The 20,665-nt window shown below is 64.5% G+C and carries 13 protein-coding genes; 9 read left to right on the plus strand and 4 right to left on the minus strand.

The genetic code is table 11. From position 1 onward, the window contains the following. Positions 1–25: 25 nt before the first annotated feature. Positions 26–9,016, minus strand: coding sequence for an SdrD B-like domain-containing protein (locus tag GEV02_RS26455; protein ID WP_174999354.1), 8,991 nt, complete (start codon positions 9,014–9,016; stop codon positions 26–28). Between the two features lie 311 nt (positions 9,017–9,327). Here GEV02_RS26455 and GEV02_RS26460 point away from each other — a divergent pair, with 311 nt between their 5' ends. The 3 genes from GEV02_RS26460 to GEV02_RS26470 all read left to right on the plus strand — a co-directional run bounded on the left by GEV02_RS26460 (position 9,328) and on the right by GEV02_RS26470 (position 12,730). Then, positions 9,328–10,371 carry a hypothetical protein gene (locus GEV02_RS26460; RefSeq protein WP_235922961.1) on the plus strand — a complete coding sequence of 348 codons (1,044 nt, stop codon included), beginning with the start codon at positions 9,328–9,330 and terminating at the stop codon, positions 10,369–10,371. Position 10,372: 1 nt separating this feature from the next. After that, a complete protein-coding gene (gene recJ, locus GEV02_RS26465) occupies positions 10,373–12,067 on the plus strand; it encodes a single-stranded-DNA-specific exonuclease RecJ (RefSeq protein WP_152840899.1) in 1,695 nt (564 codons plus the stop codon). Between the two features lie 120 nt (positions 12,068–12,187). Further along, positions 12,188–12,730 carry an LptA/OstA family protein gene (locus tag GEV02_RS26470; protein WP_152840900.1) on the plus strand — a complete coding sequence of 181 codons (543 nt, stop codon included), beginning with the start codon at positions 12,188–12,190 and terminating at the stop codon, positions 12,728–12,730. Between the two features lie 8 nt (positions 12,731–12,738). Here the strand turns inward: GEV02_RS26470 and GEV02_RS26475 are convergent, their stop codons facing one another. Then, the gene (locus tag GEV02_RS26475; RefSeq protein ID WP_152840901.1) at positions 12,739–13,185 is read right to left on the minus strand and encodes a YybH family protein; all 447 of its coding nucleotides are present in this window, start codon (positions 13,183–13,185) and stop codon (positions 12,739–12,741) included. A 104-nt stretch (positions 13,186–13,289) separates the two neighbouring features. On the opposite strand from GEV02_RS26475, the gene GEV02_RS26480 reads away from it, so the two are divergent. From GEV02_RS26480 to GEV02_RS26490, 3 genes are read left to right on the plus strand one after another with little or no spacing between them, the layout of a single operon-like run. Further along, on the plus strand, positions 13,290–13,727 hold the full coding sequence (locus GEV02_RS26480; protein ID WP_070359631.1) for an antitoxin Xre/MbcA/ParS toxin-binding domain-containing protein: 438 nt from the start codon (positions 13,290–13,292) through the stop codon (positions 13,725–13,727). Next, complete coding sequence (locus tag GEV02_RS26485; RefSeq protein ID WP_328595922.1) at positions 13,728–14,417, plus strand: RES family NAD+ phosphorylase; 690 nt, start codon at positions 13,728–13,730, stop codon at positions 14,415–14,417. 3 nt (positions 14,418–14,420) lie between these two features. Beyond that, positions 14,421–14,750 carry a DUF2288 domain-containing protein gene (locus GEV02_RS26490; protein ID WP_008447965.1) on the plus strand — a complete coding sequence of 110 codons (330 nt, stop codon included), beginning with the start codon at positions 14,421–14,423 and terminating at the stop codon, positions 14,748–14,750. Here the strand turns inward: GEV02_RS26490 and GEV02_RS26495 are convergent. After that, on the minus strand, positions 14,747–16,594 hold the full coding sequence (locus GEV02_RS26495; RefSeq protein ID WP_152840902.1) for a carbohydrate-binding module family 20 domain-containing protein: 1,848 nt from the start codon (positions 16,592–16,594) through the stop codon (positions 14,747–14,749). The two genes, GEV02_RS26490 and GEV02_RS26495, sit on opposite strands and share 4 nt — an antisense overlap. 253 nt (positions 16,595–16,847) lie before the next feature. Here GEV02_RS26495 and GEV02_RS26500 point away from each other — a divergent pair, with 253 nt between their 5' ends. The 3 genes from GEV02_RS26500 to GEV02_RS26510 all read left to right on the plus strand — a co-directional run bounded on the left by GEV02_RS26500 (position 16,848) and on the right by GEV02_RS26510 (position 19,270). Further along, positions 16,848–17,534, plus strand: coding sequence for a GntR family transcriptional regulator (locus GEV02_RS26500; protein ID WP_043481707.1), 687 nt, complete (start codon positions 16,848–16,850; stop codon positions 17,532–17,534). 114 nt (positions 17,535–17,648) lie between these two features. Further along, positions 17,649–18,575, plus strand: coding sequence for a family 43 glycosylhydrolase (locus GEV02_RS26505; RefSeq protein WP_152840903.1), 927 nt, complete (start codon positions 17,649–17,651; stop codon positions 18,573–18,575). Further along, entirely contained in the window at positions 18,575–19,270 is a 696-nt protein-coding gene (locus GEV02_RS26510; RefSeq protein ID WP_152840904.1) for a hypothetical protein, read from the plus strand. Before GEV02_RS26505 ends, GEV02_RS26510 begins: the two co-directional genes overlap by 1 nt. Here GEV02_RS26510 and GEV02_RS26515 read toward each other — a convergent pair. Beyond that, positions 19,246–20,607 carry an 8-oxoguanine deaminase gene (locus GEV02_RS26515; protein ID WP_152840905.1) on the minus strand — a complete coding sequence of 454 codons (1,362 nt, stop codon included), beginning with the start codon at positions 20,605–20,607 and terminating at the stop codon, positions 19,246–19,248. The genes GEV02_RS26510 and GEV02_RS26515 overlap by 25 nt on opposite strands. Between the last annotated feature and the right edge of the window lie 58 nt (positions 20,608–20,665).

Genomic DNA, 20,665 nt, shown 5'->3' on the forward strand with positions numbered 1-20,665 from the left:
TGTTTTAAAAATTGTTTTAAAAGTCTTAGACGTGCGATACAGGGCACTGGCCCACCAGCGTTGCCGCCGGCTCTGCGCCGATCAGGTCGGCGATGGTCGGTGCGACCACGCCGGCTGCCGCCGCGTCTTCCCTGGCAACATCGAAGTACACGTCGGTCATGTCGGCCGACTTGCCGTTACTCATGACCACGCTGCTGCGTTCCAGATGCAGGTTGTTGTTGGCGTCGACGAATGGCAGCTCGGTGTAAGCCACTTTCAGGCTGACCACGCCGGCATCCTTCAGCGACATCAACTCGCCAGCGTCGGTCTTGCCGTCGCTGTTCTTGTCCTGCCAGATCAGCAGGCTGGAGAACTGCGCATCCTTGGCATCGACCACGCCGTCGTGGTTGCTGTCATAGGTTTCCAGCTTGGCGAAGCCCGAACCCTTGCTGGCGCCGCCGAACAGCTCGTTGATGCTGTCGATCTTGCCGTTGCCGTTGCTGTCGATGGCCAGGAAGCCGTCGCTGGCCGACAGCCAGCCGGACTGGATCGCCTTGCCGCTGCCCAGCAGGTCGAAGCTGCCGGTCATCGCTTCGCGGGCGATGGTGTGGATGCCGTCGCCGTTCAGGTCGATCGCGATCGGGGTGATGGTGGCATCCCAGGTCATGTCGTTCTTGCCCGAACCCAGCGAGATGGTGTCGGTATGGGTCACGTTGGTCAGCGCCTTGGCGTCGCCCACCACGTCCGAATCGATCGCATCGTTGCTGCCGGTGTTCTTCACGCCCCACTTCCAATTGCTCATGTTGTAGGTCGAGTGGTCCGACGAGAAGTACACGCTGACGTTGGTCTTGTCGAATACCAGGTAGTAGTCGCCAGGCGTCAGGTCGGAGAACTTGTAGTTGCCGTTCGCATCGGTCTTGATCGTGTTGCCGATCTGCTTGTTGGTGGCGGCGTCGAACAGGCCGACGCTGATGCCGCCGATGCCTTCCTCGCCGCTGTCCTGGATGCCGTTGTGGTTGGCATCGCGCCACACCTTGTCGCCGATGCTGGCCTTGCGGTAGATGCCGGCGTCCTCGGTGGTGATGTTCTGGCCGGTCGCCAGCGTGATCGCATCGGTGCGGCCGGTGCTGCCGCTGACGTTGGTGATGTCCGAATCGTTGGCGTCAGTGCCCATGCCGGTCTTGGTGAAGTACCAGCCGCTGTTGTTGGTCACTTCCACCTTGTACGAACCGGCCTGCAGACCGTTGAACAGGTACTGGCCGCCGTCATGGGTGACGGTGCTGGCCTTGAGCGTGCCGGTCGCATCGTACAGCTTGACGGTGACGCCATCGACGCCCTTCTCGCCGCTGTCCTTGACGCCATTGTAGTTGGCGTCTTCCCACACGGTGTCGCCAATGCTGGCGGCCTTGACTAGGCCCGCATCGCGGGTGGCGTCGCGCACGCCAGAAGCCAGCGAAAACTGCGCGGTCGCGCCGTTGCTGCCAGCGTCGGAGTCGGCGGCGTCGTTGCTGCCCTGGTCCTGCTTGGTGAAGACATAGCCGTCCGGAGCGTCGAACTTGACCGAGTACTTGCCCGGGCCGACGTCGGTGAACGAGTACAGGCCGTTGGCGTCGGTGGTGTCGGTCGCGATGACCACGCCTTTTTCATTCAGCAGCGAGACCACGACGTTGCGCGCGCCGGCTTCGCTCGATTGCTGGATGCCGTCGCCGTTGGTGTCGTACCAGACCTTGTCGCCGATCGAGCCTTTCTGATACAGGCCGGCGTCCATATTGGTGGCGTTCTGGCCGGCGGTGACGGTGATCGAGCCCAGGTTGCCGCTGGCGTCCGCGTCGCTGTCGACGTTGCCGTCGCTGCCCACGTCCTTGGTGGTGATCAGGTAGCCGGTCGGCGCCTTGATGTCCACCGAGTAGGTGCCGGCAGCCACCGAGAACTTGTAGTTGCCGTTGCTGTCGGTGGTGGTGGTCTTGACGATGTTGCCGTCGGCGTCGCGCAGGTTGACGGTGACGCCGGACTTGCCGCTGTCGCTGCCATCATCCTGCAGGCCGTTGCCGTTCTTGTCGATCCAGACCTTGTCGCCGATGGTGGCGGCGGCCAGCAGGCCGGCGTCGATACTCTTGTCGACCTGGCCCGAGGTGACGGTGACGGTGTGCGACAGGCCGTTGGCGTCCACGTCCGAATCGACGGCGCCATTGCTGCCCTGGCCGGCCTTGGTGAAGACCATGCCGTCCGGCAGCGACGCTTTGTCGAACTGCACGGTGTAGGTGCCAGGCTTGAGGCCGGTGAACATGTAGTTGCCGTCGCAATCGGTGGTGACTGCCTTGCCCACCTGGTTGCCGTCGGCGTCGATCAGGATCACCTTGACGTCGGACACGCCGCATTCGCCGCTGTCCTGGATGCCGTTCTTGTTGGTGTCCAGCCAGACGCGGTCGCCGATCGAGGCGGTCTTGTACAGGCCGGCGTCGACGGTGTTGTTGACTTCGCCTGCGGCCAGCTTGACGACATTGCTGACGCCAGTGCTGGAGAAGTCGCTGTCCCTGGCGTCGTCGCTGCCCACGTCCTTGCCGGTGAAGGCGTAGCCGGATGGCGCGGTGACGGACACGGTGTAGCTGCCCGGATCGGCGGTGAAGGTGTAGTGGCCGGCGGTGTCGGTGGTGGTGGTCGCCACGATCTTGCCGGTGGCGTCCTTCAGCTGCACGGTGACGCCGCAGATGCCGGCTTCGCCGCTGTCCTGCACGCCGTTGCCGTTCTTGTCTTCCCACACGGTGTCGCCCAGCTTGGCTGGAACGGCCACCAGGCCGGCGTCCAGGTCGCTGTTGACGGAACCCGAGGTCAGCACCACTTGCGCGGTCTTGCCGGTGGTGACGTTGGCGTCGGAATCCTTGGCGTCGTTCGTGCCCTGGTCGGCCGCGGTGAACAGGTAGTTGGCCGGCAGCGAGGTCTTGTCGAACTGTACGCTGTAGGTGCCCGGTTTCAGGTTGGTGAAGCTGTAGTTGCCGTTGGCGTCGGTGGTCGCGGTGGTGCCGGTCGGATTGCCCGCCTGGTCCAGCAGGATCACCTTGACGCCGGCCACGCCGGTTTCGCCGGTGTCTTGCAGGCCGTTCTTGTTGGTGTCGTACCAGACCTTGTCGCCCAGCGTCGCGCCCTTGTAGAAGCCGGCGTCGACATCGTTGTTGGTCTGGCCTGGCGCCACGGTGATCAGGTCGCCCTGGCCGGAAGCGTTGACATCGCTGTCAACCGCGCCGTTGCTGCCGACGTGCTGGCCGGTGGCCGTCATGCCGGTCGGCGCCGTGACCGAGATCGCGTACTTGCCGGCGTCGACGGTGAAGCTGTACTTGCCGTCGGCGCCGGTGGTGGTGGTCTTGACGACGTTGCCCTGCTCATCCTTCAGATCGACCTTGACGCCGACGATGCCCGCTTCGCCCGCATCCTGCACGCCGTTGCCGTTCTTGTCTTCCCACACGCGGTCGCCGATGGTGGCTTGCAGCGCCGAGACGCCTGCATCCAGGTCGTGGTTGGACGCGCCCGAGGTCAGCGTGACTTGCTGGGTCACACCGGTGCTGACATTGGCGTCGGAGTCGACCGCGCCGTTGCTGCCGGTGTGGGCGCTGGTGAACACATAGCCGTTGCCCAGCGAGGCCTTGTCGAACTGCACGCTGTACATGCCTGGTTTCAGGTTGTTGAACAGGTAGTGGCCGTCGACGTCGGTGGTGGTGGTGGCCACGGCGGCGCCGGTGGAATCGAGCAGCGTGACCTTGACGCCGGCACGGCCGGTTTCATTGGCATCCTGCACGCCGTTGCGGTTGGCGTCGTTCCAGACGGTGTCGCCCAGTTCGGCGAACTTGAACAGGCCCGCGTCCACGGTGGTGTTGCTCTGGCCGGCCGTCAGCGTGACGTTGCCGCTCTTGCCTGCGGCGTTGATGTCGCTGTCGGTGGCCGCGTTGCCGCCCTGGTTTTGCGCGGTGATGCCGTAGCCCGCAGGGGCCGTGACGGCGATCGAGTAGGTGCCAGGATCGACGGTGAAGCTGTACTGGCCGCCGTCATGGGTGACGGTGCTGTTGACCACGTTGCCCAGGCTGTCCTTCAGATCGACCTTGACGCCGTCGATGCCGGTTTCGCCGCTGTCCTGCACGCCGTTGCCGTTCTTGTCTTCCCACACGCGGTCGCCCAGCGTGGCTTGCTGCACGGTCAGGCCGGCGCGCAGGGTCAGGTTGTCGCCGGAGGCCAGCGTGACCTGTCCGGTCTTGCCGGTGCCGGTGTCGGCGTCGGAACCGCCGCTGCCAGGGCCGCCTTGCGTGGCCGAGGTGAAGTTGTAGCCGGCCGGCAGCGTGCTCTTGTCGAACTGCACGCTGTAGACGCCAGGCGCCAGGCCGTTGAACTGGTAGTGGCCGTTGGCGTCGGTGACGGCGGAAGCGCCGGCGACCGGATTGCCGTTGGCGTCGAGCAGCGTGACCTTGACGCCCGCTGCGCCGACTTCGCCGTTGTTCAGGCGGCCGTCGCGGTTGGCGTCGATCCACACCACTTCGCTCAGCGAGGCCGGACGGTAGACGCCGGCGTCGATGTTCTGGTTGACTTCGCCCGCGCCGACGTTGACGCTGACGCTGCCGTCGCTGCCGACATCGCTGTCGAGCGCGCCGTTGCCGCCCTTGCCGGCGCCGGTGAAGACGTAGCCCGCAGGCGGCGCCACCGACACGGTGTAGGTGCCGGGATCGACGGTGAAGCTGTACTGGCCGCCGTCATGCGTGGTGACCGAGTTGACCACGTGGCCGCCGGTGTCCTTCAGTGTGACGACCACGCCGTCCACGCCCTGCTCGCCCGCATCCTGCACGCCGTTGCCGTTGGCGTCGAGCCAGACGCGGTCGCCGATGGTGGCTGGCAGCGCCACGATGCCTGCATCCAGGTCATGGTGGTTGTCGCCCGAATTCAGCGTGACTTGCTGGGTCTTGCCGGTGCTGGCGTTGGCGTCGGAATCGAGCGCGTTGTTGCCGCCCTGGCCGGCGTTGGTCAGCACGTAGTTGGCCGGCAGCGAGGCGGTGTCGAACTGCACGCTGTAGGTGCCCGGCTTCAGGTTGGTGAAGCTGTAGTTGCCGCTGGCATCAGTGGTCGCGGTGGCGCCGGCCGGATTGCCGCTGGCGTCCAGCAAGATCACCTTGACGCCGGCCACGCCGGCTTCGCCCGCGTCCTGCACGCCGTTGCGGTTGCTGTCGAGCCAGACGCGGTCGCCCAGCGTCGCGCCCTTGTAGAAACCGGCGTCGACATCGTTGTTGGTCTGGCCGCCGGTCAGCGTGAACTGATCGCTCTGGCCGTTGGCGCCGGTGTCGCTGTCGGCGGCGGCGTCGCTGCCCGCGTGCTGGCCGGTGGCCGTGTAGCCCGCAGGCGCCGTCACCGAGATCGAGTACTTGCCCGGATCGACGGTGAAGCTGTACTTGCCGTCGGTGCCGGTGGTGGTGGTCTTGACGACGTTGCCCTGCTCATCCTTCAGATCGACCTTGACGCCGACGATGCCGGCTTCGCCCGCATCCTGCACGCCGTTGCCGTTCTTGTCTTCCCACACGCGGTCGCCCACGGTGGCTTGCGTCACCACGATGCCTGCGTCGAGGTCGTGGTTGACGGCGCCCGAGCCCAGCGTGACTTGCTGGGTCAGGCCGTTGGCGCCGGCGTCGGAATCGACCGCGCCGTTGCCGCCGGCGTGGGCGGTGGTGAACTCGTAGCCGTCGCCGATGGTGGCCTTGTCGAACTGGACGCTGTAGACGCCAGGCTTGAGGTTGTTGAACAGGTAGTGGCCGCCGTTGTCGGTGGTCGCGGTCGCTACGGCGGCGCCGGTGGCGTCGAGCAGCGTGACCTTGACGCCGGCGCGGCCGGCTTCATTGGCGTCCTGCACGCCGTTGCGGTTGCTGTCGACCCAGACGGTATCGCCCAGTTCGGCCAGCTTGACCAGGCCGGCGTCGACGCTGTTGTTGGTCTGGCCGGCCGTCAGCGTGACGTTGGCGCTGGCGCCGGTGGCGTCGATATCGCTGTCGGTGGCGGTATTGCCGCCCTGGCCCTGGCCGGTGGAGGCGTAGCCGGCCGGCGCGGTGACGGCGATCGAGTACGTGCCCGGGTCGACGGTGAAGCTGTACTGGCCGCCGTTATGGGTGACGGTGCTGTTGACCACGTTGCCCAGGCTGTCCTTCAGATCGACCTTGACGCCGTCGATGCCGGCTTCGCCCGCATCCTGCACGCCGTTGGCGTTGCTGTCTTCCCACACGCGGTCGCCCAGCGTGGCTTGCTGCACCACCAGGCCGGCGCGCAGCGTCAGGTTGTCGCCCGAGGCCAGCGTGACTTGCGCGGTCTTGCCGGTGCCGGTGTCGGCGTCGGAACCGGCGCCGCCGGGGCCGCCTTGTGCGGCGGTGGTGAAGTCGTAGCCCGCTGGCAGGCTGGATTTATCGAACTGCACGCTGTAGCTGCCAGGCGCCAGGCCGTCGAACTGGTAGTGGCCGTTGGCGTCGGTGGTGGCGACGGCGCCGGCAACCGGGTTGCCGCTGCTGTCGAGCAGCGTGACCTTGACGCCCGCTGCGCCGACTTCGCCGTTGTTCAGGCGACCGTCGCGGTTGGCGTCGATCCACACCACTTCGCTCAGCGAGGCCGGGCGGTACACGCCGGCGTCGACGTCCGCATTGTTCTGGCCGGAGACCAGCGTGATGGCGGCGCTGTTGCCGTCGGCGCCGACATCGCTGTCCAGTGCGCCATTGCCGCCCTTGCCCGCGCCGGTGAAGACGAAGCCCGCAGGCGGCGCCACCGACACGCTGTACGTGCCTGGGTCGACGGTGAAGCCGTACTGGCCGCCGTCGTGGGTGGTGACGGTGCTGACCACGTGGCCGTCGGCCGCCTTGAGCGAGACGACCACGCCGTCCACGCCCTGCTCGCCCGCGTCCTGCACGCCGTTGCCGTTCTTGTCTTCCCACACGCGGTCGCCCAGCGTGGCTTGCACCACGACGATGCCGGCGTCCAGGTCCTGGCCGTGGTCGCCCGAGTTCAGCGTGACCTGGCCGGTCTTGCCGGTGTTGACGTTGGCGTCCGAATCGGTGGCGCCGTTGCCACCCTGGCCGGCGGTGGTGAACACGTAGTTGGCCGGCAAGCTGGCCTTGTCGAACTGCACGCTGTAAGTGCCGGGCTTCAGGTTGTTGAAGCTGTAGTTGCCGCTGGCGTCGGTGGTGGCGGTGGCGCCGGTCGGGTTGCCGCTGGCGTCCAGCAGCACGACCTTGACGCCGGCCACGCCGGCTTCGCCCGCGTCCTGCACGCCATCGCGGTTGGTGTCGTACCAGACCTTGTCGCCCAGCGTGGCCGGACGGTAGAAGCCGGCGTCGACATCGGCGTTATTCTGGCCCGGGGTCAGCGTGATGGCGGCGGTGCTGCCGCTGGCATCGATGTCGCTGTCGACGGCATTGCCGCCGGCGCCCTGGCCGGTGGCCACGAAGCCGGACGGTGCGGTGACGGACACCGAGTAAGTGCCAGGATCGACGGTGAAGCTGTACTGGCCGCCGTCATGGGTGGTGACGGTGCTGACCACGTGGCCGCTGGCGTCCTTCAGGTCGACCTTGACGCCGTCCAGGCCCAGCTCGCCGCTGTCCTGCAGGCCGTTGCCGTTGGTGTCTTCCCACACGCGGTCGCCCACGGTGGCTTGCTTGATGACGATGCCCGCATCCAGATGCTGGTAGTTGTCGCCCGAAGCCAGCGTCACTTGCGCGGTCTGGCCGGTGGAGGCGTCGGCGTCGGAATCCTTGGTGACATCGCCGCCCTGGTTCTGCGCGGTGAACAGGTAGTTGGCCGGCAAGGTGGTCTTGTCGAACTGCACGCTGTAGCTGCCTGGCTGCAGGCCGTTGAACTGGTAGTGGCCGCTGGCGTCGGTGGTGACGGTGGCGCCGGTCGGATGACCGGCCGCGTCCAGCAGCGTGACCTTGACGCCGGCCACGCCGGCTTCGCCGTTGTTCTGCACGCCGTCGCGGTTGGTGTCGTACCAGACGGTGTCGCCCAGCGAGGCCAGGCGCACCAGGCCGGCATCGGCCTTGTTGTTGGTCTCGCCCGGAGTCAGCGTGATGGCGGCGGTGTTGCCGCTGGCATCGATGTCGCTGTCGACGGCGTCGCCGCCCTGGCCTTTGACGGTGGCCGAATAGCCGGCCGGAGCTTGCACGGAAACCGAGTAAGTGCCCGGATCGACGTCGAAGTGGTATTTGCCGCTGGCGTCGGTGGTGGTGGTCTTGACGACGTGGCCGTCCACATCCTTCAGCTGTACGGTGACGTTGGCCAGGCCGGCTTCGCCCGCGTCCTGCACACCGTTGCCGTTCATGTCTTCCCAGACGAAATCGCCCAGGTGCGACATCGGCACCTTGAAGGTCAGGTAGTTCGGCGTGACGCTGGTGTCGGCCGCGCCGCAGCCCACCAGGCCGCCGTTGTCGCGCACCTTGAAGCCGACGTCGAAGCTGCCGGCAGCCGTCTGGCCAGGCACGAAGGTCAGGTGGCCGGCAGCGATGTCGGCGGCCGAGATCTCGGCGTTGACGGCCACGGCGACGCCATTGAGCATCAGCTTGCCCGCGTTGGGCAGCGAGGTGATGATGACGGACTGGAAGGCGTCATGCTCGACCGCGTCGACGAAACCGAAGTCGCCCTGCGCCAGCGTGACGGCCGCGCCGTTGGTCAGCGCGAACACCTTGTCGGCGCCGGTCGGCGCGTCGTTGACGGGGTCGACCACCACCTGCAGGTTGATCGAAATGCGGGTGCCGGAAGTGCCGTCCTGCGTGACGAATTCAATCGTCGCGAACTGGCCGTTGTAATTGGGCTTCCAGGCGCCCGGATGGACGTAGATCGTGTCGCCATCCACCTTGCCGAACAGCGCCGTGTCGCCAAACGCCGTGGTGCCGTCCGGCAGCTTCACGGTCATCTTGGTGATGTTTAAGACAGCGGCCGTAGTCAGGCCTGCAGCGGACAGCACATCGCGTATATCAAAGGTGGTGTTGGTATCTTCGCAAACATGGACGCTGGTATTGATGGTGATATCACTCATTTCGACACCTCTACCGTCACACCGCTGCATTTGAACTTAATCATTTTTATTGGCCTTCAAAAAATCGTTTTCGGAGTGGATTGCTGACCGGCGCGGCTGCTGACGGGGGTGGGGTCAAAGGCGGCAGGAAAATGCTGAACAACTGGCATCACCGGGTCGAAGTGATGCTGTCAATACATGTTAGTTGTCGCAATTATAGCTAAATTTAACTTGAAACAATTAATATTTTTTACTTGAATGATTCTTTTGGTCATTTTTACGTTCTGTACAGCAATATCCCGCCGTTGGCCGCTATGCCCTACAATCTCGCCATGACCGAAATTACCCTTGCACTGCCTTACGCTCTGCCTCCGCCGGAGATGGCGACCGACCTGTTGCGCGCACTGAAGACCCCGTCGCTGGCGGCGTTGTTGTCCCGCTACACTCGCTTCGAATACAACAAATATGACAACGACAGCCGGGTGTTGCCGCACGAAGCCTGGCTGGCCCACGCGCTCGGGCTGGCGTCCGCGCCCGACCGGCCGGACACCGCCGCGCCGCTGTCCACCGCCGTCATGCAGGGCTGCGGCTTGCAGGCGGAAGCCCGGCAAGGCCATTGGTTCATCGTCCAGCCGGCGCATATCCAGCTGTCGCGCACCCACCTGCTGCTGTCCGACCCGCGCGCGCTGCACCTGAACGAGGCGGAATCGCGCGCGCTGTACGAGCTGGCCCGCCCCTGCTTCGAGGAACAGGGCAAGACGCTGCTGCACGGGGCGCCGGGCCTGTGGTTTGCGCGGGCCGACGACTGGTCCGGCCTGGCCACCGCCTCGCCCGACGCCGCCACCACGCAGAACCTCAGCGACTGGATGCCGGAAGGCGAACACGCCCGCGCCTACCGCAAGCTGCAAAATGAAATCCAGATGCAGTGGCACGAACATCCGGTCAACGAGGCGCGCCAGGCGCGCGGCCTGCAGCCGGTGAACGCGTTCTGGATGTGGGGCGGCGCCGGCCCGCTGGCCGTCTCCCCGCAGCCGCTGGCGATCGACGGCGGCCCGGCGTGGATGGAAGCGCTGGCCGCGCCCGCGCTGCGCCAGCCGACCGCCGCGCAGCTGATCGCCGCGCCGGGCACGGCGATGCTGGCGGAGCTGATCCCGTCGGCGCAGACCGGCGACTGGGCCGACTGGATCGCGCGCATGCAGCGCATCGAGCAGGAGTGGCTGGCGCCGCTGCTGGCGGCCTTGCAGGACGGGCGCATCGGCCGCGTCACGCTGGTGCTCAGCCACCGCAACGGCTGGAGCACCGTCAGCACCAGCAAACTGGCGCTGCGCAAATTCTGGCGCAAGCCAAACCTGAACCTCTTGATGAAGCAAGCCTGACATGACCCGTATCGCCATCCGTCCCTGCCCGTTCCGTGAATCCGAAATGCTGCGCCAGGGCGGCATCCACCCCGTGCTGGCGCGCCTGTACGCATCGCGCGGCCTGACCGACGTGAAAGAGCTGTCGAGCGAGCTGGCGTCGATGATCCCGCCTTCGGGCCTGCTGCACATCGACGCCGCCGCCGTGTTCCTGGCCGACTCCATCGCCGCCGCCAAGCGCATGGTGATCGTGGCCGACTACGACTGCGACGGCGCCACCGCCTGCGCGGTCGCGCTGCGCGGCCTGCGGGCCATGGGCGCCAACATCGACTTCATCGTGCCGAACCGCTTCGAGTACGGCTACGGCCTGACGCCGGAGATCGTCGAACTGACGGCGCGCGAGAAGCAGCCGGACATCATCATCACCGTCGACAACGGCATCGCCAGCATCGACGGCGTAGCCGAGGCCAACCGGCGCGGCATCGAAGTGGTCGTCACCGACCACCACTTGCCGGCCGATACGCTGCCGGCCGCGCGCGTGATCGTCAACCCGAACCAGCCGGAATGCGGCTTCCCGAGCAAGCATATCGCCGGCGTCGGCGTGGTGTTCTACGTGCTGCTGGCCCTGCGCGCGGAGCTGCGCAAGCGCGGCGTGTTCGACGCCCAGACCCAGCCCAAGCTGGACAACCTGCTCGACCTGGTGGCGCTGGGCACCGTGGCCGACGTGGTGCGGCTCGATCCGAACAACCGTATTTTGGTGGCGCAGGGCCTGAAGCGCATGCGCGCCGGCCGCATGCACGCCGGCGTGGCGGCGCTGTTCCGCGTGGCGGGCCGCGAGCCGCGCAACGCCAATCCCTTCGACCTCGGTTTCGCGCTGGGCCCGCGCCTGAACGCGGCCGGGCGGCTGGAGGACATGTCGCTGGGGATCGAATGCCTGATCACCGACGACGAAGGCCGCGCATGGCAGCTGGCGCAGCAGCTCAACGAGATCAACCTGAAGCGCCGCGAGATCGAAGCCGAGATGCAGGATGCGGCCTTGCTGCACCTGGACGCGTTCGAACCGGCCAACAGCAGCACCATCTGCGTGTTCGACGAATCGTGGCACCAGGGCGTGATCGGCATCGTCGCCTCGCGCCTGAAGGAGAAGTTCTTCCGTCCGACCATCACCTTCGCACCGGGAGCCGACGGCTGGATCAAAGGATCCGGGCGCTCCATCCCCGGCTTCCACCTGCGCGATGCGCTGGACCTGGTGTACAAGAAGGCGCCGTCGCTGATCGACAAATTCGGCGGCCACGCCATGGCCGCCGGCCTGACGCTGCGCGCCGACGCCTTCGATGCCTTCGCCGCGGCCTTCGAGGAAGTGGGCCGCGCATGGCTGAGCAAGCAGCAGCTGGAACGCGTGATCGAAACCGACGGCCCGCTGGAAGACGCCTACTACACCACCGCCTTCATCGATTTGATGGATGGCCAGGTGTGGGGCCAGGGCTTTGCGCCGCCGGTGTTCTGCGACGAGTTCCGCGTGGTGAGCCAGCGCATTTTGAAGGAGCGCCACCTCAAGCTGCTGCTGGAAAAGAACGGCGCGCGTTATGACGCCATCTGGTTCGGCCACGTCGACTCGCTGGGCGAACGCGCCAAGGTCGCCTTCCGCCTCGACGCCAACGAATACAACGGCGTCACCAAGGTTCAGCTGATGGTGGAGCACGCCGAGCCGGCATAAAGTCGCGCGGCACAGGACTTTTAGTACTGCAAACCAGTGCACCCTCGTTAGCCAGGGATAAACGCACATTGAGCGGAAGTAGTCTGCTAATGTGCGCGCTATCTTTTGAGAGGAGCCTTGATGAGACTTCTGCTTGCGGCACTGGCGCTTTCACTTCCTATGCTCGCCTCGGCGGAGCGAGCCGACAGGTTCCAGAAAACCGTCATTTCCTATGACGGTGAGATGCACTACGACACCGTAAAGGGAGTCAGCAAATTCAACGACCATGTCCAGGCATCGAAAGGCAGTCTGCTCATTTCATCGGATTATCTGACGGCGGCCCAGTCGCCCGAGGGGGACTACCTCTACACCGTCACTTCGCTGAAAGACAACGTCGCCAGGTTCAAGCAAAAGCAGGATTCTGCGAATGACAAATGGGTGAGCGGCGAAGGCAAAAGTATCGCGTACCGCGAGAAAGACGACCTCCTCACGATTGACGACAACGCAAAAGTCAGAATCATCGAAAACGGCAGCGTCACCGGCGAGGCGACAGGCGCACAAATTACCTACGACGCCAGAACCGAGCAAATCGTCGTAAAAAGCGCTAACGACGCCACAGGCAACGGTAAAAAGGTGCGCTCCATGTTGATCCTGATGCCCAAGCCCGATCCGCTAAAGGAATAGGCGCGCGCTCATTTATTCCCGCACACCTCGACGCCACCATCGAACACGATGCGCCAGGTGTTCGGCGCCTCCAGCCGCCAGACCGAACTGAATCGCGCGATCAGCTTGCCGTCCGGGCCGTGCACCGGACCCGAGGTCTTGGCCAGCGTGCCTGAGGCCAGCACTTCGACCTCGTCAGGTTCCCAGGTGAACGGCGCATCCGGCTTGGCGAAGAACTTCTTCCACTCGTCCGCCACGGCCTTCTTGCCGCGCAAGGGTTGCGTGCCGCCGCTGAACACGGCCTCATCCGACAAGAACGCCACGAAAGCCGCATGATCGCGCGCCTTCATGGTCGCCGCGAATGCCCGCTCGACATTGGCCACCTGCTCCTGCACGCCCGTGAATGCCGGCGCCGCGCCCGCAGTCGCCGCCATCACCGCCAATACGCCCGCCACTGCCAATTTTGCCCATTTCATAGCCGATCTCCCCTGTTTTATAGACAAGACGATATTAATCCAGTTGATCCTCGGTTGCTACCCATCCTGAAAAGGAGTATAACTACTCCATCAACGGAGGATTTATGAATCTGACCTACGCCTACCCACGTAGCCGCTTCGAACCAACCGTACTGGTCGACCTGAACGCCAAGGCCGAGCGCGAGCGGCTCTCCAAGGCGGCCCTGAAAGGCTTTTTCAAGCTGGCCGCCGCCTGGAAACTGCGCGACGACGACGCCCGCGAACTGTTGGGCGGCATCTCCAGCAGCGCTTACTACGAATGGAAAAAGAACCCTGAACGCACACTGGAGGTGGACTGCATCACCCGCATCTCCTACCTGCTGGGCATCTACAAGGCACTGCACATCCTCTACGGCGACAAGCTCGCCGACGAATGGATGGGGCTCGCCAACACCAACATCATCTTCGGCGGCCGCACACCGCTGACCTACATCGCCGCCGGCGGCCTGCCCGCCATGCAAACCGTCCGCCAATTGCTGGACGCACGCCGCGGAGGACTGTAAGTGCCGGTCAGCCTGATTCCGCCCCTCACCCCGCTGCGCCAGTTCGACACCTGCCGCCTGCTGCCATCGCGCTTCGCCGACATGGAAGACTCGGTACTGGCCCCGCTGGCCGACAACGACCAGGATCTGCGCGACCTGTTCGAACTGGATAACGCCACCAACGCGCGCCTGCAGGCGCAGAACGGCGGCGCCCCCGGCATCACGATGGATGAACTGGTGTTCGGCGTGCCGAACTTCCGCATCGTGAACGCCGCCTATACCTACGCCCGCCCTGAAGGCAGCCGCTTCAACGGCGGCGACCGCGGCGCGTGGTACTGCGCCTTCGACGCCGAGACGGCGCTGGCCGAAATCACCTTCCACAAAACCGTCGAATACGCCGAGATCAACCGCTTCGACGACAGCGTTCAGTACCAGACCATGCTGGCCGACTTCACGGCCCAGTTCCACGACCTGCGCGGCCAGGCGCGCTACCTGGGCTGCCTGGCGCCGGACAGCTACATCGAATCGCAGATCCTGGCCGAACGCCTGCTGGAAGGCGGCTCGCTGGGCATCATCTACCCGAGCGTGCGGCTGGCGGGCGGCATCAACCTGGCCTGCTTCCGGCCCGCGCTGGTGGGCAATGTTCGCAAAGGCGCGGTCTATCGGTTAACATGGCGGGGTAGCCCGGAACCGATCATCGAAATTATCTGAATCATGCAAACCAAACCTGAAAACGACACCGACCTGCGTCTCAAAGTGAATCGCGAAACCGCGCGCCTGCCATGGACCGAACTGCTCAAGCATTTCGCCGCCGGCAACGTGGTGTGGATCGCCGATTCGCTGGACCTGGTCGATGTGGCCGTGCGCATCTCGCACGACGACAAGGCCAACATCGGCCAGTGGATGAACGCCGGCCTGCTCGCCAAAGTCAGCGACGAGCAGGCGGCGAAATGGCTGGAGACCAACGCCGAACTGTGGGCAGTCGTCGTCAGCCCCTTCATCCTCGTCCAGCAGGAAAAGGCTGTTCCAGCCAGCGTGCATTAAAACTTGAAGCTGCCCGCGTCGAGTGTGACCGATCCGCCGCAAGCCGGCGTGGTCGCTTCGCGATTGCCGCTGGCGGTGGACTGGTTACTCTCCCACACGGTGCTCACGCCGTACTTCATGAACTTGTACTGGATCGCCGTCGACGGCGGCAGCTGGAAGGTGCGCGACCACGGCACGTTGGCGCCGCTGCCTTCGATGTTCAGCTGATCGCTGGCGCCCTGCACCCAGTTGCCCAATTCCGCGCGGTTGCCCACCACGTAGACGTTCTGCCCCACCACCGTATTCGCGTTCGCCACGCGGAAGGTCACGGGCACCGTGGTGCACGTACCGCCGCCACCGCCACCGATCTTCTGGTTGATGTGCAGCGCCACCGCAGGCACGGTCGCGCCGCCATTGGCCGGTATGCTCACGCTGATGACGCCATTGCTGCCGACGGTGACGCTGTCGCCGGTGCAGGCCGTGCCGGCCGCGTTCAACAGTCCGTGCACCACGTTGCAGTAAGTCCCGGCAGGCAGCAGCGTTTGCAGCGAAGCGTTCCAGGCCGCGTACTCATTGTTGATCGCCACGAAGCCCTTGGCGCCGCGTCCGAACGCGATCTGGTTGGCGGTGCCGTTGGTGAAGTAGTCCACGCCCTGCCCCGATGTCGCCGCGCGGAAGGCGACCATGTTCGAGATGTCGCTCCAGCGATGGATGAAGTCCCACTGCTGGTTAATCAGCGGATTACCGCTGGCATCGAACGGGCTGGCGCTCGGCGGGGCCTGGTCGAAACTGGTGAAGCGGAAGCCCGAATGCAGTTGCGCCGAGCCGTAAGGCCACGCCAGCATGAAGATGTTGGCCAGGTCGTAGCGCTTGGTGCCTTGCGTGTCGTTGGTGGCGCCCGAGACGTAGTTGCTGGCCACCAGCGAGCTGCCGTTGCGCTCCGTGTCCCAGTTATTGACGAAGACGGTCGCCTTCTCGCTCGGCACAAAGCCCCAGGTGCCGCCCCAGTTGCCCGGCGTGCCCATGATGGCGCGCACCTGCGACAGACTGGCGCCGTTCTCGTTGCGGAACATGGCCTTGATGGCGAAGGTGTACTGGAATTCGTTCAGCGTGCCGACGCTGTAGTAATCGGAGCGCACCACGTTACTGTCGGGGATAACTTCCTGCGTGATCCACAGCGCCTCGCCGGCCTTGGTGGTGTGCGTGACGCCGCTCATGATCGCCTGCAGATCGCCCGGCTGCATATGCTTGGCGGCGTCGAAGCGCACGCCGTCCACGCCCATGTTGATCAATTTTCTCAGGTAGGTCTTGACCTGGCCTTGCACGTAGGCGCCGTCGGTCTTCAGGTCCGGCAGGCCGCTCAGGCGACAGAACATCACGTTGTAGCGATTGCCCGGCGAGCCGTAGTCGCCGCCGGCGATGTCGCAGGCGGGATGGAAATCGCTGGCGCTGAAGAAGGGATAGGCCAGCGTCGTCGAGTTCCATGTCGAGCCATCGGTGGCGGTGCCGGAACCGGCTGCCAGATGGTTGACCACCACATCCGCATACACGCGCACCTTGGCGGTATGGCAGGTGTTAATCATCGTCTGGAACTCGGCTTCGGTGCCCATATTGCTCTTCAGCGTAGCGAAGTTCACCGGCTGATACACGTCCCACCATGCCCCCAGGCTGGCCGAGGCCTGCGGCGGCGACACCTGCACCGCGCCAAAACCCTGCGGCCCGAGCCAGTTGGTGCACTCCTTGGCGATGTCGTTCCACTTCCAGCGGAACATCTGCACCGAGGTGTCGGCGGGATTGAATGCGGCATGCGCAGGCGCGAGGGCGCAACCGCCCAGCAGGCCGGCGGCCAGTAAGGATTTCATCATCTTTATCTCCGTGTCGTTATATTTTGTTTTTTGGGAAATACTGCAGCCCAGATAAAATGTAGCAGAACTACAGTAAACAACAAGCGGAACTCGCTAATGTTTTTTACAATTATCCATAGGAATCGATTCCACCCATCTCTCCCCCGACACATATGTAATACGATTACTCTCTCAGCACTGCCACATAGTCAATCCCCGGCAGCCCATGTATCATGGGACGAAAAAACGACACTACGATACCAACAGCCACTTCATGTCCAGCACACTCCCCGCCGAAAGCGCCAACGATATCGCCAACAACCTCGCCGAAGCCATCGCGGCGCGCAAGCTGCCGCCGGGGACCAAGCTGCGCGAAGAAGCGCTGTGCCGCCTGTATTCGGTCAGCCGCACCAAGATCCGCGCCGCGCTGCTGATACTGTCGAAGGACAAGTTAATCAATATGGTTCCCGACAAGGGCGCCGTGGTCAGCCAGCCCAGCGAACAGGAGTCGCGCGAGATCTTCGCGGCGCGGCGCATCATCGAAGCGGCGCTGGCGCGGGAGTTCACCGCCAAGGCCAAGGCGGCCGATTACAAAATGCTGGAGAAGCACCTGAAGGAAGAGCGCAACGCGCTGTCGCAAGTGCCGTCGAAGATGCGCCAGCAGCTGCTGGGCGATTTCCACGTGCTGCTGGCGGACGTGGTGGGCAACCAGGTGCTGAGGGAGATCGTGCGCGAGCTGGTGGGCCGCAGCTCGCTCATCACCATGCTGTATCAATCGGAGCGCGACGCCGCCTGCTCGTCCGACGAACACGCCGCCTTCCTGGCCGCGGCCCGCTCGGGCGACGCGGACAAGGCGGCGGAGCTGATGCTGCACCATCTGAGCCATGTGGAAGCGGCGCTCAATTTCGACGTCAACGCCAGCCCGGCGAAGAAAGACCTGGTCTCCGCGCTGCTGATGTAGCGATACGGATCGCGGTATCAGTCCCCGATAAAAATTCATTGGACGCGTTCTCGCGCCTGTCGCAGCATGAAATCCTGCATCGGCAGACACAAAACCTATAACGCGAGACGACAAATGACTAAACAGCTACTCAAGCAATGGGCGGCGGCGACAGCTATCGCCTTCTGCGCCGCTGGCGCGCAGGCGGCCACCTGGACGCTCACAGGTTCGCTCATCACGCACGACCCCAGCGTCTACAAGGAAAACAGCACCTGGTGGATCACCGAGACCAGCGACACCGGCATCGGCGTGAAGTACTCGCCGGACGGCCACGCATGGACGCAGGGCGTGAGCATTTTCGGCGGAGGCCTGTCGTGGTGGGGCCAATACAACAACAACTCCAGGATGGTGTGGGCGCCGGACATCCACGTCTGGAACGGCAAGGCGATCCTGTACTATGCGGTGTCCACATTCGGCTCGCAGAAGTCGGCCATTGGCCTGGCCACGGCCAGCAGCATCGCGGCGGGCAACTGGACCGACAAAGGCGCGGTGCTCACTTCCGCGCCGGGCAACAACTACAACGCCATCGATCCCAACTTCTTCGTCGACAAAGCAGGCCAGCCATGGCTGTCCTTCGGATCGTTCTGGACCGGGATCTACACCACGCGGGTCGACGCGAACACGCTCAAGCCCACCGGCAGCTGGTACCACCTTGCAGCCGACAGCACCGGCATCGAGAACTCCTTCATCATGAGCAACGGCTCGTATTACTACCTGTTTGTCTCCACGGGCAAGTGCTGCGACGGCGCCAACAGCACCTACCATATTTCGTATGGCCGTTCGACCAGCGTGACCGGGCCTTACCTGGACAAGAACGGCGTCAACATGCTCAATGGCGGCGGCACCACGCTGGACGCGGGTGGCGGGCGCTTCATCGCGCCGGGTGGCGAGTCGGTGGCGAATGGTGTGATGGTGCGGCATGAGCTGGATAGCCAGAACGGCTACAACGGCGTCCTGTTCATCAACGACCTGACCTTCAGCGGCGGCTGGCCGACGTACTGATGAAGGTACCCGCAGCACTCGCGGCGGCGATGATGGCGGCGGCCATGCTCACGGTGTGGGCACGGCTTGCCGAAACCGCGCCCATGTCGGCGCCAACGCCCGGCCCTGCTCCCGCCGGGCAGCCAGCCGGGAGCCAGGCCGTCCGCGCCACCGCGAGCGCCGCAGCTTATTCCGCAACCGTCGCCATCACGTCCGACCTCTCGCTCACCGACAAACAGGAACTCATCCCCGACTTCGCGCTGCATCAGTTGATGGACAGTTTTCTGCTAAACCGCCGCGACGCCGGGCTGGAAGCCTACCTGCGCCGCGCGCTGCCCGCCAGCGCAGCCAACGAAGCAATCCAGATCGCCGAGCGCTATCAACGCTACCTGACCGCTCACGACGAACTGCTGGCGGCGCAGCACTTCACCTCCGCCGACGCCGCATCGCAAGACCTGAGCCGCATCATCAGCTGGCAGCGGCAACGACAGCAACTGCGCATCCGCATGCTCGGTGAGCGCATCGCACTGGAATGGTTCGGCAACGAAGACGCTTATCTTGAACAAGCGCTGGACGAATGGCGCCAGCGCAGCGAAGGCCAGGCGCCTGCCACCGCCGGCGTGGCACCGGAAGATCAGGCGGCACACGAGCAGCACATGCAGCAGGCCCTGAGCCAGGCCATCGCCAGTTATCAGCGGGCAGCCAACGCCAATTGATGCGCCAGCGCGTTGTGGCGCTCTATGACCACCGGCAGATCGATGGTGCACAGCGCACCATCGCGCACCACCACCTTGCCGTTGATGATGCTGTATGAGACGTTAGGCGGCGTGCAGAACACCAGCGCCGCGACAGGATCATGCAGCGCGCCGGCGAAACCTATCGTATCAAGCTTGAACATCACGATATCCGCCGACATGCCCGGCTTGAGCGCGCCGATATCATCGCGGTTCAAGACCTTGGCGCCACCCAGCGTCGCCATCTCCAGCGCCTGCCGCGCCGTCATCGCATCGGGGCCGAAGCCCACGCGCTGAAGCAGCATCGCCTGCCGCACTTCGCCCATCATGTGGCCCGAATCGTTGGAGGCGCAACCATCCACACCCAGCCCTACCGGCACACCGCTGTCGATCATCTTGCGGATAGGCGCGATGCCGGACGCCAGCCGCATATTCGAACACGGACAGTGCGCAATGCCCGTGCCGGTGCGGCCGAACATGTAGATGCCGTCGTCATCCAGCTGCACGCAGTGCGCGTGCCAGACATCGTGCCCCACCCAGCCGCAGTCCTCCGCGTATTCGGCGGGCGTCATATTGAATTTTTCGCGGCTGTAGGCGATGTCGTTCGCGTTCTCCGCCAGGTGCGTGTGCAGCGATACGCCGAAGCTGCGCGCCATCGTCGCCGCTTCCTTCATCAAATCGCGGGACACGGAGAATGGCGAGCAAGGCGCCACCACGATGCGCTGCATCGCATGGCGGCCAGCATCGTTATAAGTCTCGATCAGGCGCTGCGTATCCTTGAGAATCGCCCCCTCCTCCTCCACCACGCGGTCCGGCGGCAGACCGCCCTTGGACTGCCCAACGCTCATCGAACCGCGCGCCGCATAGAAGCGCATGCCGATCTTGCCGGCCGCCTCGATGCTGTCATCCAGCTTGCAGCCGTTGGGGTAGATGTACAGGTGATCGCTACTGGTGGTGCAGCCGGACAGGATCAGCTCCGACATCGCCGCCAGCGTCGACACGTGAACCATCTCCGGCGTCAGATTGGCCCAGATTGGATACAAGTTCGTGAGCCAGTTGAACAACTCGCCGTTCTGCGCGGCCGGTATCACGCGCGTCAGGCTCTGGTACATATGATGGTGGGTGTTGACCAGGCCTGGCATCACCACATGGTTGGCGGCGTCGATGATCTCGTCCGCCTGCTGCGGCAGATCGGCGCTGCGGCCGACCTGTTCGATCACGTTGTCCCGGATGTAGACGGCGCCATCGGCGATTTCACGGCGCTCGTCGTCCATCGTCACCAGCACGCGCGCATTCTTGATCAGTAGGGTTTTAGTCATAATTTCTATGATGGTTAAACACTGCGGAAACAATGCGCGGGCACTGCGGAAACAGTAG

Origin of the sequence: Rugamonas aquatica (genome assembly GCF_009380215.1) — a bacterium.
Lineage (GTDB): Bacteria > Pseudomonadota > Gammaproteobacteria > Burkholderiales > Burkholderiaceae_D > Rugamonas > Rugamonas aquatica_B.